Source organism: Sediminibacterium soli, assembly GCF_009939225.1.
GTDB classification, from domain to species: Bacteria; Bacteroidota; Bacteroidia; order Chitinophagales; family Chitinophagaceae; genus Sediminibacterium; species Sediminibacterium soli.
Genome location: NZ_JAACJR010000006.1, coordinates 275,143 through 301,013 on the forward strand (window position 1 = coordinate 275,143; position 25,871 = coordinate 301,013).

Here is a 25,871-nt window from a genome sequence, read left to right on the forward strand (position 1 = left end):
CTTACCACTCAGAGAAAATCTGGTTGAAAATTTCATCGGTCATCGTACGCACAATTTCATCCATCAGCGAAGCTTCGGCCTGCTGCAGCGATTGCGTGGCGGGGTAATCAAAACTCCGGCTTACCGAAAAATCTTTCGGCTCTTTTGTGGGATCGTAGTTGTACTTCACATTCATCCGTATGCTCACCGTTAACCGGTTTACCGTAGCCTGTGTTGAGCTGATGCCCACGGTTTGAGTGGCATCGTAATTCGTAACAGTGCCGCTGATCACCAGTCCCGCCGTTTCATCATTGGTACGTGCCAGTTTGGTGCCGCTGATCACTTTCTGTTGCAAACGTTCATAGAGTTTGGGTGCAAACTGGGGGCTTACATAAGTGGCCCTGTTCTCCAGAAACTTCACGTTTGCGGTTTTGACTTTTGCAAAGTCCATTCCGCCCGTATCCCTGAACCGGTAAATACCGCATGACCCCAGTGCCAGCAGCAGCACCGCAGCAATAAATATTCGTATCGTCCCCATTCTTTTCACAACTGTTTTTTACTAATGATGTTTGTTTCAGAAAGCGCCGTCTCCGTCTGGTGTGCTTCCCGGTTTGCCGTTCTCATTCCTCTATATCGTATTCCTTCAGCTTCCGGTACAGGGTGCGTTCGCTGATGCCAAGATCCAGCGAGGCGTCCCGTCTTTTGCCCTTGTGTTTTTTCAGCGCTTTAACGATCAGTTCTTTTTCCTTGTCCATGATATTGAGCGATTCTTCCACTTCTTCGTGGTGGTGGATATCGTCGTTATGCAGCAGCATCGGCTGCGAGCCTCCTGTTGCCGGCAGAAAAGACGGCTGGCTGTTTACCGCAGGTGCTATCGCCGGTGCGCTGATCACAGGCTGGATATCGCCGTTGGTATGGAAATCGTTCATGAGCGACTCACGCGTATAGCTGGCGGCATTGCTCATATGCGAAGGGTTCTGCAGTATGTCGAGGAACATTTTTTTCAGCTCCGTTACATCTTTCTTCATATCGAAGAACAGTTTGTACAGTATTTCGCGCTCGCTGGCGAATTCGCTGCCACCGCCCTGTGCGGACAGGATCATCTGCCGATTATCGATCTTTTCGGGCAGGAACCTGCGCATATCCTGGGCAGAGACCAGGGGGCTGGGAGCAAGCACCGATATCTGTTCTGCAATATTCTTCAGTTCACGCACATTACCAGGCCAGGGGTGGTTAATTAACAGATTCCTGGCTTCATCGTCCAGCTGCACCGCTGTGGTATTGTACCGCTCCGAAAAATCCACCACGAATTTGCGGAACAGGAGCGAGATATCCTCTTTCCGGTCGCGCAGCGAAGGCACCCGGATGGGCACCGTGCTCAGGCGGTAATACAGGTCTTCCCTGAATTTTCCTTTCTGCGTAAACTCCAGCAGTTCGCGGTTGGTGGCGGCGATCACGCGCACATCTGTCTTCTGCACTTTGGAAGAACCTACGCGGATGAACTCACCCGTTTCCAGCACGCGCAGCAGCCTTGCCTGTGTACCCAGCGGCATTTCTCCGATCTCGTCGAGGAAAATGGTGCCGCCGTTCACGGTTTCAAAATAACCCTTGCGACTGTCTACCGCCCCGGTAAACGCGCCTTTCTCATGACCGAACAATTCGGAATCGATGGTGCCTTCGGGGATGGCGCCGCAGTTAACGGCAATAAATGGGTTGTGCTTGCGCGATGACAGCGCGTGTATGATCTGTGAAAACGCTTCCTTGCCCACGCCGCTCTCACCAACGATCAGTACGGTAAGATCGGTGGCCGCCACCTGCACGGCTGTATTCAGCGCGTGGTTCAGTCCCGGCGAATTACCAATGATACCAAAGCGGTTTTTTATACTTTGTAAATCCATTGCTGTTGATAAGGCACCCCCGGCATACGCCCAGGGGTTGCGGTTTTTTGAATGTTGTATATCTATATCCGGCTCTCTTCCACCACCTGGCCCAATAAAGTGGCCTTGGTACACCCGGTAACTTTTACACTGGCATACTGGCCCCTGGTATACCCATGTCCCGCTTTGGGAAATACGATGGCTTTGTTCTGGCTGTTACGGCCCACCCAGTCATGCGCGCTCTTTTTACTGTCGCCTTCTATCAGCACCCTGAATGTTTTGCCAAGGTCTTTCTGGTTGCTCTCTTTCGACAGTCTTCCCTGCAGGTCAACGATCTCCTGCAGGCGGCGTTTTTTGGTTGCTTCGGGTATATCGTCTTCGTAACGTTTTGCCGCCAGCGTGCCGGGTCTCTCGCTGTAGAAATACATATAGCTGAAATCGTATTTCGCAAATTCCATCATGCTGAGCGTTTCCCGGTGGTCTTCTTCTGTTTCGGTGCAGAACCCCGCGATCATATCGGAAGTGATGCTGCAGTCCGGCATGATCTCCCTGATACGGTTCAGTTTAGCCATGTACCATTCACGGGTATAGGTTCTGTTCATCAGCTGCAGCACACGGGTGCTGCCGCTCTGTACGGGTAAATGAATGCATTTGCAGATATTCTCGTGTCTCGCCATGGTATGCAGCACTTCGTCGGTGATGTCTTTCGGATGCGAGGTGCTGAAACGGATACGCAGATCGGGACTTACCAGCGCGGCTTTTCCGAGCAGGTCGGCAAAAGTAACCGCCTGGTCGCCCTGTTCGTCTACCCAGTAATAACTGTCCACATTCTGCCCCAGCAGGGTCACTTCGCGGTAACCGCGCTGGTACAGGTCTCTGATCTCGGATAAAACAGAATGTGCATCGCGACTTCTTTCCCTGCCGCGGGTGAAAGGAACCACGCAGAAGCTGCACATATTGTTACAGCCGCGCATAATGGACACAAAACTGGTGATACCGCCCGAATCGAGCCGTACAGGGGCGATATCCGCATAGGTTTCTTCCCGGCTCAGCAATACGTTAACCCCTTTCTGACCTGTTTCGGCTTCTTTTACCAGTCCGGGCAGACTGCGGTAGGCATCCGGGCCGATCACGAGGTCCACCAGTTTTTCTTCTTCGAGCAGCCTGGCTTTCAGTCTTTCCGCCATACAGCCAAGTACGCCTATCAGCATGGAAGGATTCTGTTCCTTGTTTCTTCTGAACTCTTTCAGCCGTTTGCGCACCGTATCCTCCGCTTTTTCGCGGATAGAACAGGTATTGATCAGCACCAGGTCGGCCTCTTCGTAATTGCGGGTGGCGCCAAAACCTTCCTGTCCCAATATAGAAGCCACCACTTCACTGTCCGCGAAATTCATCGCGCAGCCATAACTCTCTATGTAAAAGCGTTTCCTGAAAGAACCGTTGAACAGGTCTGCAGGCAAAAATGCCTCACCCTGTCTGTTTTCATCATGCACTTTACCGGGTATCTCCAACAGGCCCATGTATTGTTAAAGTTTAGTCAGCAAAAGTACAAAAATATGCCAGATTGGCAGCATCGTTTGGGTTAAATGGGCATTACGATTAGATTTGCGGAAACCCCCGAAACCTGAACTGAATGAAGCAATTGGCGTTGTGTATCCTGCTGGCTTTTGGTATGAATGTCGCAACATCGCAGGAGCTTATTTTAGGAAAACTGAGAAACGAAACTTCCCGTACGATCAGGAAGGAGGCCGATACCTCCCGTTGGAACTGGAAAAAAGGCGGCCTGATGAGTTTTAACCTGTCGCAGGGCTCGCTGAGCAACTGGGCTGCCGGCGGCGATAATTTTTCGCTCGCGGTGAACGGTTATTTCAATTATTTCTTCTTTTTCAAACAGAAGCGGCAGTACTGGGACAATAACCTGGACATGAACCTGGGTTTTATCCAGACCACGAGCCAGGGTGGAAGAAAGAACGACGACAGGGTGGATTTCCTGAGTAAATACGGGTATAAGATCGACTCGCTTGGTAAATGGTATATCTCCACGCTGTTCAACTTCCGTTCGCAGCTGTTTGACGGGTATACGTACAGCGGGGGTGTGGGCGAATTGTCTTCCTCCTTTCTTTCGCCGGCCTACATGATCCTTTCTGCGGGTTTTGATTACAAGCCGAACGAGCGGTTATCGGTGTTCCTTTCGCCGCTCACATCCCGTTCCACCTTCGTAACCAAAAAACTGCTGGCCAACAAAGGCGCTTACGGTATACCGCCGGGAAGTTATATGCTTAACCAGATCGGCGCTTTTGCCACCATCAACTACAACAATGCCACGGTGGCCAAGAATATCGGCTATAAGGGAAGGCTCGACCTGTTCTCCGATTACGGAAACCACCCGCAGAATGTAGACATATTCATGACCAATCTTGTTTCTTTCAAGATCAATAAATATTTATCGGCCACCTACAGCCTTGACCTGATCTACGACGACGATATCCGTCTGTTCGGCCCGGTGAAACAGTCCCCCGGTCTCCAGCTAAAAAGCCTGATCGGTATCGGCTTCCTCAAACAGATCGCCGTAAGAAGATACCAGTATGCGCCGAAGATCATTGTGTAGATTGCCGATTTTAGGATTGCCGATTGCCGATTGGGAATTTGATTGAATATTTTTACTGCTTTGCTAACTACAGTTTTTTTAATCCCTCCGATAGGCAATTGGCAATCGGCAATCCCCAAATCTTTATTCCGCTGTTATCCGCAGCAGGTTCCTGATGCGGTGGGCTTTGTAGGTGAGGTCTGCGTAGTCTTTGTGCAGGATGGTTACATGTCCCATTTTACGGCCGGGCTTGGTGATCTTTTTGCCGTAGAGATGAACGAATACATTGTCCATTTTCAGCACTTCTTCCAGCCCCTCGTATCTGGCCGGGCCTGAATGACCGTCTGCGCCAACAAGGTTTACGATGGCGGAGGGGAGAATGGGATCGGGATTGCCAGGCGGGTAGCCGAGCATAATACGCCAGAGCATATCGAACTGGCTTGAATAGTTGGCCTCAATGGTATGGTGGCCGCTGTTGTGCACCCGCGGTGCCGTTTCGTTTACCCATACTTCATCGTCTTTGTCAACAAACAGCTCCACCGCAAACAGTCCCGGGCTTTTCAGTTCTTTCACCAGCCTGATGGCAATGGCTTCGATCTTCCACAATACGGTTTCCGGAAGCAGGGCCGGACTTACCTGGTGGTCGAGTAAATTTAATACGGGATCAACGACCATTTCCACCGGGGGAAAAAGAACGGGTTCTCCTTCGTTGTTCATGGCAACGATGATGGCGATCTCTTTCCGGATGTTCACTTTTTTTTCAAGCACGGATGGCGCATCGAATGCTTTGCCGAGATCGCCTTTTTCGTTCAACACCTGCACGCCTTTGCCATCGTATCCGCCCTGTCCGATTTTATGAACCGCGGGCAGGAAAGCCAGGTGCTGCATAAGCTCCGCCGCTTTATGGGTAACCACAAAATCGGGTGAAGGAATGCTGTGGGCTTTGTAAAATTCTTTCTGTGTGATCTTGTTCTTGATGATACGGATGGCGGCAGGCCTGGGGTATACTTTTACGCCTTCGCTCTCGAGTTTTTCAAGCGCGTCCACGTTAACCGCTTCTATTTCGATGGTAATGGCGTCGAGGTTTTTGCCAAATGCATATACCGTATCAAAATCGGTGATATCGCCCTTTATAAAATGATGGCATAAATGGGCAGAGGGACATTCGCTGTCGTTTTCCAGCACCCAGGTTTCCACCACGTAGTTGGCTGCTGACTGCAACAGCATGCGGCCGAGCTGGCCTCCCCCGAGAATACCTATTTTCATAAGCGCGAAGATATGCGAAAGCCGTTTGCCCGCGGCTTTGGGCTTTCGGTGTTTTAGACTAATTTTGACTATGCTTCCCGATTATCCCCATAAGGTTTTCAACGACAAGCGTATCTGCTATTGTCTGCTTATGGAAACACTGGCCATGCGAACGTTGTTAGCATAGATGCCGTAGCTGAAAGCAAATCGCTTTCGGTCAGGACCAATTCCTCTTTCCAAGCCCTTTTTTAAAATAACATCACCGGCAATCACCCCGCCGGTGCACCGCAATTAGTATACCGATGGAAACAATGACAAAAAACATACCTGCCGCTGCGGCGCAAACCGATTTTCTTCCCCTGCAGGGAACCGATTATGTGGAGTTCTATGTAGGCAATGCCAAACAGGCTGCGCATTTTTACAAGAGCGCATTCGGTTTTCAAAGCCTGGCCTATGCCGGCCCCGAAACAGGGGTCAAAGACAGGGCCAGCTATGCCGTGTGCCAGAACAAACTCGTATTCGTATTCACCACGCCGTTAAGAAGCCAGAACCCCATTGCAGACCATATTTACAAACACGGCGATGGTGTAAAAATGCTGGCGCTGCGCGTAGACGATGCCGCGGATGCCTGGCAGCAGACCACCAACCGCGGTGCAAAATCATACCTGGAACCGGTAACCACCGGCGATGCAGACGGCGAAGTGACCATGAGCGGTATCCATACCTATGGCGATACCATACACCTGTTCATCGAAAGAAAAAACTACCATGGCGCATTCCTGCCGGGTTACCGCGCATGGAAAACGGAATACAATCCCGCAGAGACCGGCCTGTTATATGTTGATCACTGCGTAGGCAATGTTGGCTGGAACCAGATGAATCCCTGGGTGAATTTCTATGAAGAAGTGATGGGCTTCCGCAATATCCTGAGCTTTGACGACAAGGATATTTCCACCGAATACTCCGCACTGATGAGCAAAGTGATGAGCAACGGCAACGGGTTCGTGAAATTCCCGATCAATGAACCGGCCGAGGGAAAGAAAAAATCACAGGTGGAGGAATACCTCGATTACTACGATGGCGAAGGCTGCCAGCATGTAGCCCTTGCCACGCACGATATAGTGAAAACCGTTAACGAGCTGCAGAGCAGGGGTGTGGAGTTCTTAAAAGTGCCGACCACCTATTACGACGACCTGCTCGACCGCGTTGGGCATATCGATGAAGACCTGGCGCCGCTGAAAGAACTGGGCATCCTGGTTGACCGCGACGAGGAGGGCTACTTATTACAGATTTTCACCAAGCCCGTGGAAGACCGGCCCACACTTTTTTTCGAGATCATCCAGCGCAAAGGTGCCAAGAGTTTTGGCAAGGGAAATTTTAAAGCGCTGTTCGAAGCCATTGAAAGAGAGCAGGAAAGCAGGGGAAATTTATAAGCCCGAAGGGTGCTGATCAACGGTCAATAACCATAACCGCCGGCCAGGGTTATTGACCGTTTTTTTGTGTGGCTGGCAAGAACTCCAAGGGCTGCTGCACCCGCAGCCTTCTCCCGGTTCGCTGTCCGGTACCTGCCGGGAGCTCCTGTCTGCCGGCCGGTTGCCACAATTTTCTCTGTTCTTCAACGTTAATTTAACGAACCCCGGGGTTTCCGGGAGTGAACATTCCTTTATTTTTGAGACCATGAAGCGCATTGTAATTACCCTTTTCCTGCTGGTATGTGGCGTAGTATCCTTCGCACAGTCTTCTGCTTTTATGAGTCAGCGCCTCAGCGCCAAGCTCAGTAATGTGATGCGTATGCGGGAAGATACCCTGCGCAAGGAACTGGCGGTAATGGGTATCGGCTGGCCCCTGAAACAGATTTATATCCGCAGCTTCAAATACGACAGCCAGCTCGAGGTATGGGTGCGCGGTGGCAGGAATGATGCATTCAAATTATTCCGGACTTACAAGGTATGCGCATTGTCCGGCGCACTCGGCCCCAAAAGAATCGAAGGCGATTACCAGGTGCCGGAGGGTTTTTATTATATCAACGAATTCAAACCCAACAGCACTTATAACATGGCACTGGGCATCAATTACCCCAATGCATCCGACAGGCTGCTGAGCGATTCCATCAAACCCGGTAACGATATCTATATTCACGGCAGCTGTGTTACCGTAGGCTGCATACCGCTGCGCGACCAGATAGAGGAACTGTACCTGCTGGCATCGTATGCGCACGACCAGGGACAGGATTTTATTCCCGTGCATATTTTCCCCATCCGTTATAATGTTGAAAAAAGCAAGGAAATACTTGCCAAGTCCACCAGGGAAGACGCCGAGTACCAGAAGTTTTCCGGGCGCCTGAAAGAGATGTTCGATTATTTTGAACAGCACCGGAAAATTCCGCTGGTTACCGTGAACCGCAAAGGCGAGTATATCCTGATGTAAGATTTTTCAGCGTTGTTCCGCTGCGTGTCACCGGTACAATGCCTGCACCGTTTCCTTTGTACGCTGGCTCAGCACGATCTCTTTGTCTTTTGTCAGGGATTCAAACACTTCCGTATTGTAATGCCGGATGGTGAGCAGGCTCAGCTGTTTTTCGAGATTCACATCAAACACCTGGCTGGCCTCTGTTGCCAGCTGGTTTACTTTGTCGGAACGGTCATCCAGGCAAACCTGCACGCTGATGGCACCGGATTGTATCAGGTTGGGTTTGATCTTCACTTTTGCAAACAGTTCATACAGCCGGCTCATCAGTTGCTCGCCCACAAATGAAAAATCCTTGCTGTGCAGGTGCAGCAGGGCCTGGTTTTCCTTGATCACGATGATGGGCGGCAGCGTTTTGCTGTTTTTGTGATGTATCACCGTTCCCGACAGGGAGGGATCGAGAAAACATTTTACAAAAAGCGGGATTTTTTTATTCTGTAAGGGCTTGATGGTTTTTGGATGGATCACCTGGGCACCGTAATAAGCCATCTCGATCACTTCGGTAAAACTCAGTTCGGTGATCAGCTGCGCCGAAGGGAATAATTTAGGGTCGGCATTCATAACACCTTCCACATCTTTCCAGATGGTAAGACTCCCTGCATCGAGTATATGTGCAAAGATCGCGGCCGTATAATCGCTGCCTTCCCTGCCCAGCGTAGTGCTTTCATTGTCATCGGTGGAGCCGATAAAACCCTGTGTAAGGTACATGCGGTCGTTACGGATGGTGCCGGTTATCCTTTCGGAGGTAACAGGCCAGTCGATGCCGGCATCACGGAAATTGTTATCCGTTCTTACCAGGTCGCGTACATCGAGCCATTCGTTGGCGGTGCCTGCTTCATTGAGGTAATGACTGATGATACAGGTGCTCAGGAGCTCACCCACACAAACGATCTGGTCGTAGTAATAATCGTATTCACGAACCGGTTTATCGTGCAGCAGCCATTCGATCTCGGTAAAGAAGTCGGTCAGTTGCGCAAGACAGGCATTGAAACCGGTTACCAGCAGGTATTTGGCGGTGGTGATATGGTGCTGTTTCACCGTTTCAAACAAACCCAGCGCTTCTTCTTTTTTCCCCTCGTAAAAAGTCTCCGCAACCTTCTCCAGCGCGTTGGTGGTTTTTCCCATGGCCGAGATGATCACCACCAGCGGGTCCTTTTCCTGCTGAAGGATGGCTGCCAGGTTTTTTATTCTTTCCACGTTGTTCACGCTGGCGCCGCCGAATTTAAACACTTTCATGCCTGCTTGCTTTACTTAGCGGGCAAAGCTAAGTGTTAATTGGTTAGTAGAGAATGGCACTGAATAGTGGCGGGATCGTTTTCTTGTTCGGGTTCTTTTAAGAAACGGGGCTGTTAACTTTTTACCGGGGGATGTGTTCCTGGGACCGGCTTTTCGAGACTGGTATAATTGTTGCCTCATCTTCTTAAAAAAATGCAGAAAACTTATATGGTTCTGATAGGCCTGGTTGGAATGGTGTTGTTATCCTGCGGCAAACCCACTGCGCCGTCTGCTTCCAGAACCGCTTCCCGGGCCCCGGAGCGGCCCGCAGCCGCCTCAACAACCAATATGGAGGCGTCCATACTTTCTTATATCAATGCGTACCGTCGCTCAAAAGGACTGCCCAACCTGCAAACAAGCGGCGCCGCCGAGCAGCAGGCAGAACTGCATAGCCGCAATATGGCCACCGGTCGCACTTCGTTTGGTCACGACGGGTTTCAGCAAAGGGTAAAAAATATTGCCGCCGCGCTTGGCTTTGTATCGGCCTCGGCCGAGAATGTTGCCTATGGCAGCCGTACAGCCCGGCAGGTGGTGGATGGCTGGCTCAACAGCTCGGGTCACCGCAGAAACATAGAAGGCAATTACAACCTTACCGGCATCGGTGTGTCCGCCGACCGCAATGGCGTACTGTATTTCACACAGCTATTTGTAAGGAAAGGGTAGGGCGCTTTGGTATGCCGCGTACCCAACGCTGTTTGAAAAAGTCGGATCGGGAATGGCTGCTGCATAATCCGTTCGCAGCTGTTTGCAGGGTGCAGGCACCGGTTCCGGTCCTCCGTCCCCGATTCGCAAACTACCTGCCCAACCCCTACCTTTGGTTAAAAGCTCCCTATGGCGATCAATCGCAGCGTTCTTACACTGGATGAATTTACCCTTGCACAGTTAAGACAGTTTCCTACGGCTACCGGAGAACTCAGCCGTTTGCTGCGCGATATGGCGCTTGCAGCCAAGCGTGTGAATGTGGAAGTGAACAAGGCCGGCCTGGTGGATATACTCGGTGATGCCGGTTCCGTGAATGTGCAGGGAGAAGATGTGAAGAAGCTCGATATTTTTGCCAACAACCAGTTCATGGGGGTGCTGAAACACGGCATCAGCTGCGCGGGCATCGGCAGCGAGGAGATGGATGATTTTGTGGTGTTCGACGATGAAGTGAGCAACCAGAGCAAATACGTGGTACTGTTCGATCCGCTGGATGGCAGCGGCAATATTGATGTCAACGTATCGATCGGCACCATTTTCAGCGTATACAGGCGGGTAAGCGAGCTGGGAAAACCCTGCACACAGGAAGATTTTTTACAGCCCGGCAACAAACAGGTGGCGGCGGGATATGTTGTATACGGTTCAAGCACCATGCTGGTGTATGCCACCAGGAGGGGCGTGAACGGTTTTACGCTCGACCCCTCCATCGGTGAGTTCACACTCAGCCACCCCGATATCAAATGCCCGGAAGCCGGTAAGTTTTATTCTGTGAACCACGGTAATTTTTTCCAGTACGACGAATCGGTGCGCAAATACATCGATGCCTGCCAGCGCAAAACAAAAGACGCCGGGGGGCCATATACGCAAAGGTATATCGGCAGCATGGTGGCCGATGTGCACCGGAACCTGATCAAGGGCGGTATTTTTATGTATCCCGGTACGATTGAAAAACCCGGGGGCAAACTGCGTCTGCTCTATGAAGCCAATCCTTTTGCCTTTATTGTAGGTGTGGCCGGCGGACTTGCCACCAACGGCAAACAGCGGATACTGGACGTACAGCCTGCATCGCTGCACCAGCGCACGCCTTTGTTCATCGGCAGTAAAAAAATGATGGAAGAACTGGAAACTTATATGAAAGCCTGATCTTTGGAAAAGAGAACACCCATGACTGCAGCAAACCACGGCCGGATGAAAAATGTTTTACTGTTACTGTTAACCTGCTTCTGGGCGTATACCGCGGGAGCGCAACAACGGATCGATACCAGGAAAATGAGTTTTATCCCCGGGCTCAAACCGAATAATATACTGTATAACGATACGCTGTACATGGGCAGCAGGCAGTTTATGTCGCTTTTTTACCGCACGCGCGACCAGGAGATCATTTATTATTACCGGAAGCACCAGTCGAACAAGATCGCAGGCAATATTCTTGGTGTAACAGGTACGCTGGCAACGCTGGTTGGTCTTGCCATCGTATCCGATAACAGCGGCACGGGATGGGCGCTTGCGGGTGCGGGTTTTGCCTCCACACTGGCGGGCGGGTACCTGCTGGTGCGGGGGCAGCAGAACCTGCAGACCGCCGTGATCCTTTTCAATAACAAATACAATAACGCAACGCTGAACCTGGGTCTGGGTGAAAAGCGTGCGGGGTTAACCTTTAATTTCTGATCATGAAAAACACCATCATACAGGTCAGGGATCTTCACAAAAAATACGGCGACTTTGAAGCGGTCAAAGGGATCAGTTTTGAAGTGTACGAGGGGGAGATCTTCGGTTTACTGGGGCCTAACGGCGCGGGCAAATCGACCACACTCGAGATCATTGAAACGCTGCGGGAGAAAACCAGCGGCGAAGTGTATGTGAACGGCATCAACCTTGATGAATCGCCCAACGAAATCAAAAAGATCATAGGCGTGCAGCTGCAGACATCGGGTTATTACCCCGGACTTAACCTTACGGAACTGATCGTACTGTTCGCGGGTCTGTATAACGAAACCATCGAACCGCTGGAACTGCTGGATAAAGTAAACCTGCGGGACAAGGCAAAAGCCAAATACAAGGAGCTGAGCGGCGGACAGAAACAGCGTTTTTCCATTGCCACCACGCTGATCAACCGGCCCAGGATCATTTTCCTGGACGAGCCTACCACCGGGCTTGATCCGCAGGCGAGAAGGAACCTGTGGGACCTGATCCGGAATATCCGCAACCAGGGGACCACCGTGATCATCACCACGCATTATATGGACGAAGCGGAAGTGCTGTGCGACAGGGTGGCGATCGTAGACAGCGGTAATGTGATCGCGATCAATACCCCAGATAAACTGATCGACGACCTGGTGGCCAGTGGGTTTGAAAAACCAAGAGAAGTGAAACAGGCCAACCTGGAAGATGTGTTCATTCACCTGACAGGAAAACACCTGCGGGAGGAATAAGGTTACCTGATTCTTCAATTTTTTAACCGGCACCCATATGAACAACGATCCACGCTACCCCATCGGCAAATACCAGCCCCAGCCGTTTTCGCAGCAGCAGAAAGAAAAATGGCTGGCAGATATCAGGTTCCTTCCCGAGGAACTGGAGCGGGCAACGCTAAATCTTGATGAAGCGCAGCTTAATACCCCTTACCGCGAGGGCGGCTGGATGCTGAAACAGGTGGTGCACCATGTTGCGGACAGCCATATGAATGCTTTTGTACGCTTCAGGCTGGGATTGACAGAGGACAACCCTACGATCAAACCCTACGATGAAAGCGCCTGGGCAAAGCTGGCCGATATCGATACCGTACCCATTAATGTATCGCTTACCTTACTGCATGCATTGCATAACCGCTGGTATCAGACCATTGCCGGTCTCGACGATGCGGCATGGGAGAGAACCGTAGTACACCCCGAACACGGACGCACCATGTCGTTATGGTTTTTGCTGGGTATGTATGCCTGGCATGGCAGGCACCATACGGCGCATATTACTTCACTGCGCGAAAGCAGGGGCTGGTAATGGAAAGAGACATGACATGGAAGACGCTTTCTTCCCGGCAACTGTTCAGCGAAACCTGGATGAATGTAAGGGCGGATACCTGCGAGAAGCCCGACGGCAGTATCGTATCCCCGTATTATGTGTATGAGTTCCCCGAATGGGTCACAGCCCTGGCCATTACAAAAGACGGGCAGGTGATACTGGAAAGACAATACCGTCACGCGCTGGGCCGCACCGATCTTGAATTACCCGGAGGCTGTGTGGATCGTACCGATGCTTCTTTCGAAGCCGCTGTTGCGCGGGAACTGCTGGAAGAAACCGGGTTTCGTTTTGAGCGGTTTGTGTTCCTGGGACAAACATCCGCCAACCCTTCCACCAATACCAACCTGATGCATATGTACCTGGCCACCGGCGGCGAAAAAGTGCAGGAGCAGGAACTGGATGCCGGCGAAGACATAGACATCGTACTGGTGAGTATGGACGAACTGGTGGAACTGTTCCGCAAACAGCAATTTATCCAGTCGATGCATATGGTGGCCATCAGCCTGGCCCTGCAGCATCTGGGGCGGATACATATTCAATAAGCCGGTATGCTGTGTTCAAACCGGCAATCAGCATCAGCCTCTAATAGTTCAGTTCACCCACAAGAAATACGCTGCCGCAAATAAGGATAAGGTCTTCTTTGTGAGCGCGGGCAAGCGCTTCCTGGTAAGCGGCGTTAACCGTGGGATATACATCACCGTGCAAACCATGCGCAGCAGCATGCCGCTGCAGGCTCGCCGCATCCAGGGCGCGCGGGATCTGTGCCTGCGTAAAATAATAGGTGGCATATTTGGGCAGCAGGGCCAGTGCGGCGTCGATGTCTTTGTCCTTTGCCATTCCGGTCACGATGTGCAGGTAGGTGTAATCGCAGAATTCCAGTTGCCGGATAAGCTGTTTTATGCCATCGGTATTATGCCCCACATCGAGCACCGCCATCGGGTGCTGCCGTATCACTTCCCACCGGCCATGCAGGCCGGTCAGTTTTTTTACGTGTGACAACCCGTGTTTCAGCTGTTCGTCGGTGATCTGCCATCCTTTCAAACGCAATTGCCGCAGAACTTCCAGCACGCCTACAATATTTTTCAGCTGGTAAATGCCCGTCAGGTCAAGCGAAATATGCTCATGGGTATCCTGTGTTTTATCGGCAATTTCCACCTGCAGCAGGTGCTGTTCGTTTCGCCAGTCGGCGATGTATTTTTTTTCTTCGGCAAAAACCAGCGGTGCGTTAACCGACAGGGCCTTGTTGCGGAACACCCCTTTTGTTTCCGGTACAACCTCGCTGACAACAGCAGTGATACCCGGTTTGATGATACCCGCTTTTTCAAAGGCGATTTTTTCCAGCGTATCACCCAGTATGTTCATGTGATCCCAACCGATATTGGTGATCAGGCTTAGTTCGGGTGTAATGATATTGGTGCTGTCGAACCTGCCGCCAAGTCCCACTTCGATCACGGCTATATCCACTCCCTGCTGCGCAAAATAATCAAAGGCCATGGCCACGGTGATCTCGAAGAACGAAGGCGATATTTCTTCGATCAGCGTTTGCATGCGCTGTGTGAAATCGATCACGAAACCGGGCTCGCACATATCACCGTTCACTTTGATCCGTTCCCTGAAATCTTTCAGGTGAGGAGAGGTGTACAACCCCGTTTTATACCCCGCCGCCTGCAGCACGGCCGCCAGCATATGACTCGACGAGCCCTTGCCGTTTGTTCCGGCGATATGAACCGATCTGAATCTGGTATGCGGGTTACCCAAAGCCTCGCAGAGGCGCAGCGTATTTGTCAGGTCTTTCTTAAAAGCATCCGCACCCACCCGGCTGAACATCGGCAACCGGGTGAACAGGTAGTCGAGGGTTTGGGGATAGTCCATGGTGCAAATTACTATCGAAAATTGAACGGAGGAACAGATGAACGGAGGAACAGATGAGCAAGGAACAGGGGAGCAAGGAACGGATGAGCAAGGAACAGAGGAGGCAGGGGTGTTTAGCCGCGGAGTTTGAAATTAAATACCAGGGTGCCTGTCTGCTGGTCTTCGGTGCCGCTGTTGAGTTTGAGGCTACGGGCTTTGCGGAGGGCGATGGCGCGCATGCTCTGGTTGGTGGTGGTGGTGCCGCGTGGGTTTACCACTGCCGCAACCACATTGCCCGCACGGTCAACGGTAATGTCAACGGCCACTTTTGCGTTCTCGTTGAAATCATCTTCAAACGATGGCAGTCTGGTGATCCTCCTTCCATCCAGTCCGCTGCGTATGCTTACGCCGCCTGTTCCACCGCTGCCGCCATTGCCGCTGGCTGCATTGCCCCGGTAGCTGTCTGAATTGGGGTTGCCGTTGGGATTGCCTTGGTCGCCTTTGCCGCCCGCTATGCCCTGGTTTTTGACACCGTTATAGCTGTCTGCACGGTTGCCGCTTGTGGTGGTGCTGGTACCGCCCTTGAAAACCGCCTTGGGTTTGGGTGGCGCGGGCGTAGGGTTGACAACAGGTGCGGGATTGGTTTTCCTGGCGGTATGCGTGGGTTCGATAACCGGTTTTGCAACAGGTTTGTTTACGGGCTTATGAATGGCGGGGGCATCGCCATCGTCGTATGCATCGGCCTGTACCTTCTGCTCGGAAGACTGGGTGCTGCTTTTCGGTGTGGCGCTCTCGGTTTCCTGTGTGGCAGAAGGTTCGCCGGGACTCTGCGGAGCCACATCCCCCGAACCGGTTTCACTGTTACCGAGGTTCACTTCAATGCCTTCGCCAAAATCAGGAGGGGGTATGCGGGGCAGTGTCCACTGCAGAAAAAAGAATAACAGGAAGAGCAATACACAGATCACCGCCGTATACAACGACGCCTTCAGGTTCTTTTCCTTTTCAAAGCTGCCCGTCATGGAAACTTGGTTATTCATATCAAATGTAGCTGTTGAAAAAACACACCCCTACGGATGTTGAAAATTATGCCAAAGCCAGGCCGTAATCCACTTTTTGGGGTATAAAGCTTAGTTAAAAGGATGGTCTGCTGGTTTACCGGTGTTTTGGCCTATGGGGTTGCCATCTTACTTAATTCTTCACAAACACATCATACGCCAGCCGCAGCAAAGTGGCCGTAACGATGCATAAAAAGAATAGGCGGATAAAATGATTGCCTTTGGCGATGGCAAGACGGGCGCCGATGATGCCGCCCAGGCCATTGCAGACGGCCATGGGCAGGGCAACGGACCAGAGTATGGTGCCTTTGAGGAGGAACAGGGCGATGGACCCGCTGTTGGTGGCCATGTTTACGAGTTTGGCATTGGCGCTGGCATGCAGGAAATCGTAACCGAGCAGCGCGATAAAGGCAAGGATCAGGAAGCTGCCGGCACCCGGGCCGATAAAACCATCGTAAAAACCAATGACCAGGCTGATCAGGAATGCATACCACAGCTGCTTTTTCCGGGAATAGGGTTTGGTGGTATGCTCTCCGAAATTCTTTTTCGTATAGGTATACACCGCCACGCCGGCCAGGATGAAAAAGATAACGGGTTTCATAAAACGGCTGCTTACCATGGTCAGCAGGGCTGATCCCGCGAAAGCGGCGCCAAAAGCCGTGATACACATCAGCACCGCCGTTGGAAAATGCAGCCGAACACGACGGATGTATTGCCCTATGGCAAGACCGGTGCCGGTAAAAGAAGGGAGCTTGATCGTGGCGATGATGGTGGCCACCGGGTATTGGGGCAGCAGTACCAGCGCAGCCGGTGTTTGTATCAGACCGCCGCCGCCGGCAATTGCGTCAACTAACCCGGCGGTGAAGGCAAACACGCAAAGAAGCATCAGCGTAGAAAGATCCATGGTACAAAGACATTGAGGTTAAGGTACAGGATGCAGGAAGATCGGTCAGGTGGCGGTTTTCAGGCGGAACGAGGTGTTGGCAATAATCAGTCCGCCGATCACCAGCACACCGCTTACCAGGTGAATGGTGGATACTTTTTCACCCAGCAGCAGTACGGCTTCCCATACGCTGAAGACCGGTATCAGGTTTCCGAACAGTACGGTGGTGGCTGCCCCCAGTTTCTGTATGGCCGTATTCCAGCAAAGAAAAGAGATCACCGAAGCGCCGGCGCCCAGGTACAGTATAATGCCGATCAGCTTGGCATCCCATTGTGTAACCTGTCCTGCCAGGCTCTCCCAGACAAAAAACGGCAGCAGCATAACCGTTCCCGACAGAAAAACCGCAAACAGGAAACTGATGGTCGAGATTTGCTGCGGTTTCTTTTTGACTAGCACACTGTACACCGCAAAAGCAACCGCGCCCGCTATCACCCAAAGATCGCCTTTTGAGAAGCGGAAGGATGCCAGTATCTCCCAACGGCCGTTTGACAACAGCAGCAGGACACCGGCGATGCAGCATGCAAAACCGATGATCCGGGCAGGTGTCATACGTTCTTTCAGAAAGACCACGGCCATGATCGTGGAAAAGATCGGAGACGAAGTGGTGCCGATCAGCGCCAGGTTGATGGCACTGGTATAATGACCGGCAATGTATACACAGGTATTGAACAGCGCGACGCCGGTGAGTGCCGCCCAGAACACATATTTTTTGTACTGAAGGATATAGCCGGATTCTGCGCGGAACTGCTTCCAGGCAAGCGGCGCCATAATGACCGTAGCCGTAAGCCAGCGGTAAAAAGCCAGTCTCACCGGGCCGATATGTTGCGAAACGCCCCTGGCCACCACAAAATTTCCTGACCAGATAATCGTAGCGAGAATGGCGAGTCCTATTCCGAGATAGCGGTCGTTTTGTTTTACGGACATGGGCAAATATACGATTGGGAGAAATGGTAAAGGGAGCCGCTGGAGTATGTCTGGAAGGTGAGCGGGCCGGTGAAATAAAAAGGGACTTCGCAAAGAAGCCCCTTTCAGTATGGTTACCCGGACGGGAAATTACATGATGTCCAGGCCTTTTGCAAAATAAGTGCATACACCAGGCAGGGCGAGCCAGAACCACTGGCGGTAGAATACCAACAAAAGGATCATGATCGCCAGCCATAAAAAACAGAGGAACCAATATTTACCTGTAGATTTTTGCGCTTCCATGTATGCTGATTTTTGGCAAAGATAGGGGTGGGGATTGATTTTACCGAATGGATGACGGTCCGTTACGGCATTTTTTCTCTGAGTCAGGATAGCGGGTTATTTCTTTCCGGGTCGTGCTGCGCCATATCCGGCTTGCCGGTTGAGGCGGTGCTTTTATCGAAGAAAAGCATTTTAACCGCGAGCACCAGCATAACGATGGCGAATACCTTTTTCATTTTCGCGTCGCTGATCAGCAAAGCCAGTTTACTGCCAAACAAACTGCCCAGCACAAATGCCGCCGCCACGATGGCCACGTATTTGATATCGAGGTATCCCTGTTTATAATACTGCATCACGGCCAGTATGCCTACTGGCAACAGCAGTATTCCCAGCGATGTGCCCTGCGCCTGTTTCTGCGAAAATCCCATCAGCATAACCAGCGCGGGAACGATGATGATACCGCCCCCGATGCCAACAAGCCCGCTCAGAAAGCCCGCCGCCAGGCCGATCAGTACAAGCAGTAGAATAGTGGTGAGGTTCATGGGTGGTGGTTTAGATAGATGGATGGGTTGATGAGTTGATGGAATGATGAGAGCGATTACAGGTACAGGTTTACCGGTACTGGTTTTCGGCCGCGATCAGGCCATCAGCCTATTTGTCTCCGAATGTTTTCCGGTAATACAGGACCGCCTCTTCCACGATAGAGAGGGCCTGCGCCTTGTCGCCGATATCCTCCACTTTCACGGTCTTGTTCTCAAGTTTTTTGTATTCCTCAAAGAAATGCCGCAGTTCGTCAAAGAAGTGTTTGGGCAGTTCTTCGATATTGTTGTAATGGTTAACACCGGGGTCTGTGGCGGCTACTGAAATGATCTTGTCGTCAGGATCTCCGCCATCGATCATCTGCATCACACCGATCACTTTGGCTTCCATCAGCGTAAGCGGCTGTACGGGAAGGGAGGTGATCACCAGTATGTCCAGCGGGTCTTTATCGCCGCCATAACTCTGGGGGATAAAACCGTAGTTAACTGGATAGTAAAAGGAGGAATAGATCACCCGGTCCAGCTTCAGCAAACCCGAATCCTTGTCGATCTCATACTTGCACCGCGAACCCTGGGGGATCTCGATGATGGCGTTTACGACTCTGGGGGCATGATCGCCCGGCGGTACTCCATGCCAGGGATGTAATACAGTTTGTTGCATATGCTTATTTGGTTAACCAGTATCCGATCGCCACGCAAAGCAGTCCCAATACAATGGAACCGCCCGTGTACAGAACGAAAGCCTGGTATCGTTGCTGTTGTAAGAACTGCCAGTTCTCCCAGGCAAAAGCCGAGAACGTGGTAAAACCGCCGCAGATACCCGTTGCCAGGAACAGCCGCCAGTCGCCGAAGCCCTCCGTTTTTGCTGCATATCCCATCACCGAACCGATCACCAGTGATCCGAGCAGGTTTACCATGAGCGTTGCATACGGAAACGCACCATGCCGTATGGCAACCCCCGTCAGGTAACGGAGTATGCTGCCGATCATACCGCCCAGTCCCACCATCCATATATGTTTGAATAGCATCAGCGAACAGTTTTCAGATCGGTTATCGTTACCAGCCACTGCCGGTCAAGGCGTATCGCCATCAGCGAATCCGGTGTTTTGTCAAATGAATTGCTGTAAAAGATCAGGGTGGTATCGGCAGAGATTTCCCTTACCTCGTGCAGGTTGATCGATGCCAGCCTGTATTGCTGCCGCCCCTCCTTGTCTTTCTGCCGGTACAAACCTTCTATCAGGTCCAGTTTTTCCCTGTTCTTTTCTCCGGGAGCAAGATAAAATGCCGCTTTCTGAAAATCGCCCCATAAACAGGATTCAATAAACTGTCTTCCCGCATCCAATGCATTCTCTGCAGGAAGGTGTTTCTGCTTTGACCCGCAGGCCAGGATCGTTATCAGTAAAATAAAAAGAAATAGGCGCATACGCTGTTACGAAGTTACACAGTCACCGGTGAAAACCATCATCCTGCTGTTGTATAATAAAAGTTTTTGCGATACCCGCTTTACCCTAAATTACTGTTTATGGATGATGCTGCCGGTTATTCTTTTCTGAAACCGGCACGGCGCAGTTGGCTTTAGTGCGCTGACACCATTTTCAGTCCCACGATGGAAGCAATCAGCGTGCAGATAAAGAACAGCCGCCAGAAATCAGCCGGTTCTTTAAAAAAGATAATGCCGATGATCACCGTACCCACGGCGCCTATACCCGTCCATACCGCATAGGCCGTACCCAGCGGCAGTGTCTGTGTGGCACGGTACAGCAGGTACATGCTCAGCGTAAGACAAACAAAAAATCCGCCCAGCCACAGGTAGGAATCGGTGCCGGTGGTGGCCCTTGCTTTGCCGAGACAGGTGGTAAAACCCACTTCAAATAAACCTGCAATGACGAGGATGATCCAGTTCATGGTAGAAAATTTCGCTAAATAAGTGCATTGAGTTTGAGGTGCTGAAGCAGCAGAATGGTTTTTGCGTCTTTGATGCCGCCATTGGTTGTCATGCGCATGGCTTCGTCAAAAGCGATTTCCAGCACTTCGATGTGTTCGTGTTCCTCTTCCAGTCCGCCGCCTTCGGCCATCTTCATGGAGGCATTGTATTCGGCGATAAAGAAATGCAGTATCTCGGTAACCGAGCCCGGCGACATATACGCTTCGTACACTTTCCGGATGCCGGTTAGCCGGTAACCCGTTTCTTCCTCGGTTTCGCGACGGATGCAGGTTTCCGGGTCTTCCCTGTCGAGCAGGCCCGCACAGGCTTCCACCAGCATGCCATCGGTATTGCCGTTCAGAAAACTCGGCAAGCGAAACTGCCGCGTAAGGATCACCGTTTTTGATACCGGGTTGTACAGCAGAATGACCGCGCCATTGCCCCGGTCGTATACCTCGCGGGTATTGACCATGGGTTTGTCGTTGTTACTGTAACCGTAGGTGATTTTCTTCAGGCTGTATTTGTAATAGGAGAGAAGGGTTGTATCAAGGATATGAACATCGGTTACCATACTAATTAATCGGTAAGTAGGAATAATGAATGATACCGCAAAGGTACATTAATCCGTTGTCACGGAAGCGGAGCAGTCCTGCGGATACGATGCTGCGCGATCCGGCAGCCGATGGCGGTGCCGAGTGTGTTCAGCAGCACATCGTCGATATCCACAAACCGGTAAATGCCGCAGAGCCGCGATACCCATTGCGTGGATTCTATAATCACGGATACCGTCATGCCCGTCAGCACCACCCGCCGGAATCGCTGTATGTTTGAAAAAACCAGCGGCAGCAGCAATCCCATCGGTATGAACAGGATGATATTGCCCACGATGTTCTGCAAAGCGTGCAGTGTCACTGTCTGGTTGTCTACCCGGAGCATGGCTTTTACCTCGAGCCAGGTATTTTTTATGGGAACCAGGTTAACACCGCGTGTCCGCAGGTTGTTGTACCGTGCAAAAGGCATGGGAAAAACGGTTACCGCCGCAAGAAACACGGTATAGGCATACAGCAGAAAGTATTTCATCTCCTGTTGCCTGGGAAATCCGTGTTGTTTTCCCGACCGGAAAAACAACCTGATCAGTATCCAGCACGGAAGTGTACACAGGAAAAGCAGCAGCGCGGGTCTCAGGAATGCGGTTGGCATACCTGATAAAAATAATCATTCGGATCAATTTTTCAGCGGATGGTTTATAATTTGTACACCAGCGCCAGTCCTTTGTAATCCCTGCCGGCCTGCGGTACCAGGCTCAGGTTCCGGAAAGTTTTGCTGCGGTGCAGTTTGGGAACCAGTATGCCCGTGGCCATTCCGATACCATATCCCAGGATGATATCGCTGAGAAAATGCTGTCCTGCCTCGTAACGGAAATAGCTTACCAGCGCGGGTAATGCGGCCGCCGCTATCCATACATAGGGTTTTGCCTTTGAGTCGGGGTTGAAATCACTGAACACCTGCGCTGCAAAAAAAGTGGCCGAGGCGGTGGCGGATACATGTCCTGCAAAAAAAGAACGCTGCGAGTTATTGCTTACGCGGCGGTCGTACGGCGCTGCAGGATTGTATACCAGCGGTCTGCTGCGCGAAATGGCGCCCGCCGACAAAGTGTAGAGCGCCCCGCTGATGGCCATGGTTTCGAGGTACAGTGAAGTTACCTGGAAAAAATGGCTTCTTTGTTTCTTATCGATCAGCGAGGCCACCAATGGCGTGGCGAAGGAAGCAAAGAACGGCAGATAGCTGGCATCGTTTGCCTTATCGTTAAAATAACCCACATTGCCCCTGTCGAACCAGGGAACATTCGATTCTTTTTTTGCGGCCAGTTCGGTGGCGGTAAGTCCCGCTTTGTTCACGATCATATTATAGCCAAGCAGCGTAAGACCGATACTGCCGAGTATGATCGGCCCGTCTGCACGAAAACTGGTTTTGTAGGGCGAAGCATAACTGTCGTACCTGGCCGGTGCAGCAGAACGCGGCGGTGTTGCAGGAATAGCCGGTGGCGACAGGCTCTCCGAAGAAAGCAATGCAGCGGAATCTTTTGCACGTGAAGTGGTATCCTGCGCGTATATCAGCGAAACAACAACAAAGGAACCCATCAGCAGGGATAATTTTCGAACCATAGCGATTGTATTTTGTGTAAAAAAATACACAGTTCATAAGCTGTTGCCGTTCAGTACAAACAACCGAAGTGCGTGAAGGCTTATAAAAAGTATTTCAACACATATCCATGCAAAAGCGATACCCGCCGCATGCCTGTGCGTGGGCAATCACAGATGCGGGATTACTGTTCCGGCTGAATAAAAAGCGGATGTTGCTGAGATTTCTACAGGAATGTATTGCCCCTGACCTGACGGTGATGGGTGGCGTTCGGTTATTTTTCGGGCAGCAGTACCAGTTTTATCAGGTTGTTTTCATTGAGGAAGCTATTGGCTGTTTCCTTGCTTTTTTCCACTGAGAATGCGCGGATACGTTTGTCTGCCGTAAGTATCGATAACGGATCGTTGTTGCGGAAGAACTGCTGTTCCAGGCGGTACCGCCAGTAGCTGTTTTCTTTTACGCTGTTTTCCAGCGAACGGGTCTGCTCCGCGATCACTTTGTCTACGTTCTGCTGCGATACCCCTTCCTGTCTGGTGCGCCTGATCTCTTCGGTTACGATCGCAACCAGTTTATCAACATTTGCGGGTGCGCAGCCAAAAGAAACACCTATGCTGTAACTGTTCACCGGTTCGCGGCTTATTCCGCCGTTTACCGATACGCCGTACACGCCGCCCGCATCTTCGCGCATCAACTCCCGCAAACGGATGGTCATTGCGGCACATAGCTGCCCCAGCAGCCGGTCCTGGTCTTCCTGGTAAGCAGAAAGCGTTCCTGTAAAGAACAACCGTACGCTGGCTTTGTTCTCTTTGCCTTTGTAAAACAGTTTGCTGATGGGGCCTGCCGGGTACCGGATACCCACATCGCGCCAGCTATCGCCTGTGGCGGTCGCGGGTAAGGACGCAATGTATTTTTCCACCAGGGGTCTGATGCTGTCCAGGCTGAAATTGCCCACAAAGGTGAAAATGAACTGTCCCGCATTGCTGAACCGCTGGCGGTAGATACCGTAGGCTTTGTCGAGGTTGAGTCTGCCGATATCGTTTACCGTAAATGGTTTTCGCAGCGGATGGTAATTGCTCATGATATAATTCACGGAATCGCCGAACACAGAAGCCGGATCCTTATCCTTGTTCTGCAACTGGGCCTGCACCTGCTGCCTGATCACTTCAAACATCTGCGGGTCTTTCCTGGGTGCGGTAAAGCTGCCGTTCAGCAGTTCAAATGCCGTGGCAAGGTCTTTCTGCGTACTTCGTCCATTCAGTCCCTGCATATAGGTGTTGATACCCGGCCCCACAAAACAGTTCTTGCCGCTGAGCGCTTTCTGCATGGCCTGCATATCCATATCTCCCATACCGCCCGATGACACGATCATGGCGGCATTGGATGCGTTCAGGAAATCATCGCCATCGTACAGCGATGCGCCGCCCCAGCTGATGGCAGAAAATTCGATCTCGTCGTTCTTGAAATCGGTTGGCTTGAGTATCACCCGGGCGCCGTTAGACAATGTCCACTCGGTGGTATTGATCGCTTCGTATTTTTTTTCTGCAAGTGTCTTTCCGGCAACAGGGGCCACAGGCAATAACGGACTGCTGCTTATTTTGTCAATATACCTGTCGAGTTTGCCAAAAGGCTTGTTCAGTAAAGCAATAACGGTTGCCTGTGCGGGCAGGTTGTTTTTTTCCTTTTCGGGTGCGGTGATCACCACCGAACGGTCTGTGGTTCTGATCCAGTCTGCGATCAGACCATTTATCTCCTTAAGGGTAATACCGGGCAGGTATTGCCGGTACAGTGCGTATTCATAGGCGATACCGGGGATGGCTTCCCCATGCAGGTAATTGTTCACCAGTTCCTGTACATGTTCCGCAGATTTGGTTTTGTCTCTTTCGCGGTACCTATTTTCTATGCGCGACAGCATATTCTTCACGGCCCTGTCGAGCTCGCTCTGCTGGAAGCCGTATTGTTTTACGCGTTCGTTCTCGGTGAGCAAGGCGGTAAGCGATGCCTGTATTTCCCTGCCCGATTTGGCAACCGATAACAAACTGAATGCATCGAGGTTACCAATGAACTTTCCATAGCTGCTGCTGCCAAACAAAAACGGCGCCTCGGGCTTCTGGGCAATCTCGTCCAGTCTTGCACTCATCATTTCATTGAACAGACTGCGCACCAGGCTCTGCCGGTACTGTGTTTCCGTTTTGATAACGGGCAGTTCGGGTCTTGTGTAATATACCTGTATGATGCTGTAGGGCTGCTCGGGGTCGGTAAGTATCGCCGTCCGGGTATCGGTATGCGAAGGGATCAGGAACCGGGTTCTTTTTTTCGGCGCAATCGCTTTGGGTATTTTCCCAAAATGAGCCATGATCAGCTGCTCCGTTTCCGCCACATCAATATCGCCAACCACCACCACGGCCTGCAGATCGGGGCGGTACCAGTCTTTGTAAAACGAGGTCAGTGTTTGGTAGTGCGCCGTATCGATATTCTGTTTGGTGCCGATAGGAATCCTTTTCGCGTACTGCGATCCTTTGAGCAGGATGGGAAAATAACGGTCGCGCAAACGGGCGTCCGCACCACGGCCCAGTCGCCATTCTTCCACGATCACGCCTCTTTCCTTGTCTATTTCGGTATGTTCGAAGCTTACTCCCTGCGCCCAGTCCTCGAGTATCTGCATACCCTGTTTGAATACCAGCGGACTATCGGTGGGCACCTGCAGTTCGTACACCGTTTCGTCAAACGAAGTATAGGCATTCAGATCAGCGCCGAAGTGTACACCGCTTTTCTCGAGGAAATTGACCAGCTCATTCTTTTTAAAATGCGCTGTGCCGTTAAAAGCCATATGTTCTACAAAATGCGCAAGACCTGCCTGCTTATCCGTTTCGAGAACGGACCCGGCGTTCACCACCAGCCTCAGTTCCGCGCGGTTACGGGGCTCCAGGTTCCTGCGGATATAATAGGTAAGGCCATTGGCCAGTTTGCCGATTTTGATATCCTTGCTCACCGGCAGCGTTTTAGCAATGGTCTGCGCTTCTGTATGACTGATAACCGCCGCTGCGATAAATAACGTGAGAACGATGTATTTCATAAGAGTAATTGTG

At 51.5% G+C, this 25,871-nt stretch carries 28 protein-coding genes; 9 read left to right on the forward strand and 19 right to left on the reverse strand.

Features of this window, described 5'->3' with window-relative positions; all coding sequences use genetic code 11:
• Position 1: 1 nt before the first annotated feature.
• From lptE to miaB, 3 genes are all read right to left on the reverse strand, one after another.
• Positions 2 to 517, reverse strand: coding sequence for an LPS assembly lipoprotein LptE (lptE, locus tag GWC94_RS05110; RefSeq protein WP_161833957.1), 516 nt, complete (start codon positions 515 to 517; stop codon positions 2 to 4).
• 82 nt (positions 518 to 599) lie between these two features.
• Positions 600 to 1,877 carry a sigma-54 interaction domain-containing protein gene (locus tag GWC94_RS05115; protein WP_161833958.1) on the reverse strand — a complete coding sequence of 426 codons (1,278 nt, stop codon included), beginning with the start codon at positions 1,875 to 1,877 and terminating at the stop codon, positions 600 to 602.
• A gap of 62 nt (positions 1,878 to 1,939) precedes the next feature.
• On the reverse strand, positions 1,940 to 3,376 hold the full coding sequence (miaB, locus tag GWC94_RS05120) for a tRNA (N6-isopentenyl adenosine(37)-C2)-methylthiotransferase MiaB (protein ID WP_161833959.1): 1,437 nt from the start codon (positions 3,374 to 3,376) through the stop codon (positions 1,940 to 1,942).
• 113 nt (positions 3,377 to 3,489) lie between these two features.
• Here miaB and GWC94_RS05125 point away from each other — a divergent pair, with 113 nt between their 5' ends.
• The gene (locus GWC94_RS05125; RefSeq protein ID WP_161833960.1) at positions 3,490 to 4,464 is read left to right on the forward strand and encodes a DUF3078 domain-containing protein; all 975 of its coding nucleotides are present in this window, start codon (positions 3,490 to 3,492) and stop codon (positions 4,462 to 4,464) included.
• Between the two features lie 123 nt (positions 4,465 to 4,587).
• Here the strand turns inward: GWC94_RS05125 and GWC94_RS05130 are convergent, their stop codons facing one another.
• The gene (locus tag GWC94_RS05130) at positions 4,588 to 5,709 is read right to left on the reverse strand and encodes a 5-(carboxyamino)imidazole ribonucleotide synthase (RefSeq protein WP_161833961.1); all 1,122 of its coding nucleotides are present in this window, start codon (positions 5,707 to 5,709) and stop codon (positions 4,588 to 4,590) included.
• Between the two features lie 290 nt (positions 5,710 to 5,999).
• On the opposite strand from GWC94_RS05130, the gene hppD reads away from it, so the two are divergent.
• Together hppD and GWC94_RS05140 are read left to right on the forward strand one after the other, a co-directional pair.
• Complete coding sequence (gene hppD / locus GWC94_RS05135) at positions 6,000 to 7,121, forward strand: 4-hydroxyphenylpyruvate dioxygenase (protein WP_161833962.1); 1,122 nt, start codon at positions 6,000 to 6,002, stop codon at positions 7,119 to 7,121.
• 244 nt (positions 7,122 to 7,365) lie between these two features.
• Complete coding sequence (locus GWC94_RS05140) at positions 7,366 to 8,115, forward strand: L,D-transpeptidase family protein (RefSeq protein ID WP_161833963.1); 750 nt, start codon at positions 7,366 to 7,368, stop codon at positions 8,113 to 8,115.
• Positions 8,116 to 8,142: 27 nt separating this feature from the next.
• Here GWC94_RS05140 and GWC94_RS05145 read toward each other — a convergent pair whose 3' ends face one another.
• The gene (locus GWC94_RS05145; protein WP_161833964.1) at positions 8,143 to 9,390 is read right to left on the reverse strand and encodes an aspartate kinase; all 1,248 of its coding nucleotides are present in this window, start codon (positions 9,388 to 9,390) and stop codon (positions 8,143 to 8,145) included.
• A 207-nt stretch (positions 9,391 to 9,597) separates the two neighbouring features.
• Between GWC94_RS05145 and GWC94_RS05150 the strand changes: the two genes are divergently transcribed.
• The 6 genes from GWC94_RS05150 (at position 9,598) to GWC94_RS05175 (ending at position 13,688) form a co-directional block, all read left to right on the forward strand.
• Positions 9,598 to 10,092, forward strand: coding sequence for a CAP domain-containing protein (locus GWC94_RS05150; RefSeq protein WP_161833965.1), 495 nt, complete (start codon positions 9,598 to 9,600; stop codon positions 10,090 to 10,092).
• 168 nt (positions 10,093 to 10,260) lie between these two features.
• Positions 10,261 to 11,271 carry a class 1 fructose-bisphosphatase gene (gene fbp / locus GWC94_RS05155; protein WP_161833966.1) on the forward strand — a complete coding sequence of 337 codons (1,011 nt, stop codon included), beginning with the start codon at positions 10,261 to 10,263 and terminating at the stop codon, positions 11,269 to 11,271.
• A 45-nt stretch (positions 11,272 to 11,316) separates the two neighbouring features.
• Positions 11,317 to 11,796: a hypothetical protein gene (locus GWC94_RS05160; protein ID WP_161833967.1), complete on the forward strand. Its 480-nt coding sequence runs from the start codon at positions 11,317 to 11,319 to the stop codon at positions 11,794 to 11,796.
• A 2-nt stretch (positions 11,797 to 11,798) separates the two neighbouring features.
• A complete protein-coding gene (locus GWC94_RS05165) occupies positions 11,799 to 12,560 on the forward strand; it encodes an ABC transporter ATP-binding protein (RefSeq protein ID WP_161833968.1) in 762 nt (253 codons plus the stop codon).
• Between the two features lie 37 nt (positions 12,561 to 12,597).
• A complete protein-coding gene (locus GWC94_RS05170; RefSeq protein ID WP_161833969.1) occupies positions 12,598 to 13,125 on the forward strand; it encodes a YfiT family bacillithiol transferase in 528 nt (175 codons plus the stop codon).
• Positions 13,125 to 13,688 (forward strand): NUDIX hydrolase, encoded by a 564-nt coding sequence (locus tag GWC94_RS05175; RefSeq protein WP_161833970.1) that lies wholly within the window; start codon positions 13,125 to 13,127, stop codon positions 13,686 to 13,688. Before GWC94_RS05170 ends, GWC94_RS05175 begins: the two co-directional genes overlap by 1 nt.
• Before the next feature lie 40 nt (positions 13,689 to 13,728).
• On the opposite strand, the gene GWC94_RS05180 is transcribed toward GWC94_RS05175, so the two are convergent.
• From GWC94_RS05180 to GWC94_RS05245, 14 genes are all read right to left on the reverse strand, one after another.
• On the reverse strand, positions 13,729 to 15,018 hold the full coding sequence (locus tag GWC94_RS05180; RefSeq protein ID WP_161833971.1) for a bifunctional folylpolyglutamate synthase/dihydrofolate synthase: 1,290 nt from the start codon (positions 15,016 to 15,018) through the stop codon (positions 13,729 to 13,731).
• Between the two features lie 113 nt (positions 15,019 to 15,131).
• Entirely contained in the window at positions 15,132 to 16,034 is a 903-nt protein-coding gene (locus GWC94_RS05185) for a hypothetical protein (protein ID WP_161833972.1), read from the reverse strand.
• Positions 16,035 to 16,185: 151 nt separating this feature from the next.
• Positions 16,186 to 16,956, reverse strand: a complete 771-nt coding sequence (locus tag GWC94_RS05190; RefSeq protein WP_161833973.1) for a sulfite exporter TauE/SafE family protein — start codon at positions 16,954 to 16,956, stop codon at positions 16,186 to 16,188.
• 45 nt (positions 16,957 to 17,001) lie between these two features.
• Complete coding sequence (locus tag GWC94_RS05195; RefSeq protein WP_161833974.1) at positions 17,002 to 17,919, reverse strand: DMT family transporter; 918 nt, start codon at positions 17,917 to 17,919, stop codon at positions 17,002 to 17,004.
• Between the two features lie 129 nt (positions 17,920 to 18,048).
• On the reverse strand, positions 18,049 to 18,201 hold the full coding sequence (locus tag GWC94_RS05200; protein ID WP_161833975.1) for a hypothetical protein: 153 nt from the start codon (positions 18,199 to 18,201) through the stop codon (positions 18,049 to 18,051).
• Between the two features lie 83 nt (positions 18,202 to 18,284).
• Positions 18,285 to 18,722 (reverse strand): sulfite exporter TauE/SafE family protein, encoded by a 438-nt coding sequence (locus tag GWC94_RS05205; protein ID WP_161833976.1) that lies wholly within the window; start codon positions 18,720 to 18,722, stop codon positions 18,285 to 18,287.
• Between the two features lie 109 nt (positions 18,723 to 18,831).
• Positions 18,832 to 19,380 carry an inorganic diphosphatase gene (locus tag GWC94_RS05210; RefSeq protein WP_161833977.1) on the reverse strand — a complete coding sequence of 183 codons (549 nt, stop codon included), beginning with the start codon at positions 19,378 to 19,380 and terminating at the stop codon, positions 18,832 to 18,834.
• Between the two features lie 4 nt (positions 19,381 to 19,384).
• Positions 19,385 to 19,747, reverse strand: coding sequence for a fluoride efflux transporter CrcB (gene crcB / locus GWC94_RS05215; protein ID WP_161833978.1), 363 nt, complete (start codon positions 19,745 to 19,747; stop codon positions 19,385 to 19,387).
• Positions 19,747 to 20,142 (reverse strand): hypothetical protein, encoded by a 396-nt coding sequence (locus GWC94_RS05220; protein WP_161833979.1) that lies wholly within the window; start codon positions 20,140 to 20,142, stop codon positions 19,747 to 19,749. Before GWC94_RS05220 ends, crcB begins: the two co-directional genes overlap by 1 nt.
• A 152-nt stretch (positions 20,143 to 20,294) precedes the next feature.
• Positions 20,295 to 20,624, reverse strand: a complete 330-nt coding sequence (locus GWC94_RS05225; RefSeq protein ID WP_161833980.1) for a DMT family transporter — start codon at positions 20,622 to 20,624, stop codon at positions 20,295 to 20,297.
• 14 nt (positions 20,625 to 20,638) lie between these two features.
• Positions 20,639 to 21,214: an NUDIX domain-containing protein gene (locus GWC94_RS05230; protein WP_161833981.1), complete on the reverse strand. Its 576-nt coding sequence runs from the start codon at positions 21,212 to 21,214 to the stop codon at positions 20,639 to 20,641.
• 59 nt (positions 21,215 to 21,273) lie between these two features.
• On the reverse strand, positions 21,274 to 21,843 hold the full coding sequence (locus GWC94_RS05235; protein ID WP_161833982.1) for a VanZ family protein: 570 nt from the start codon (positions 21,841 to 21,843) through the stop codon (positions 21,274 to 21,276).
• A gap of 44 nt (positions 21,844 to 21,887) precedes the next feature.
• On the reverse strand, positions 21,888 to 22,808 hold the full coding sequence (locus tag GWC94_RS05240) for a phosphatase PAP2 family protein (RefSeq protein WP_161833983.1): 921 nt from the start codon (positions 22,806 to 22,808) through the stop codon (positions 21,888 to 21,890).
• Between the two features lie 251 nt (positions 22,809 to 23,059).
• Positions 23,060 to 25,858, reverse strand: a complete 2,799-nt coding sequence (locus GWC94_RS05245) for a M16 family metallopeptidase (protein ID WP_161833984.1) — start codon at positions 25,856 to 25,858, stop codon at positions 23,060 to 23,062.
• Between the last annotated feature and the right edge of the window lie 13 nt (positions 25,859 to 25,871).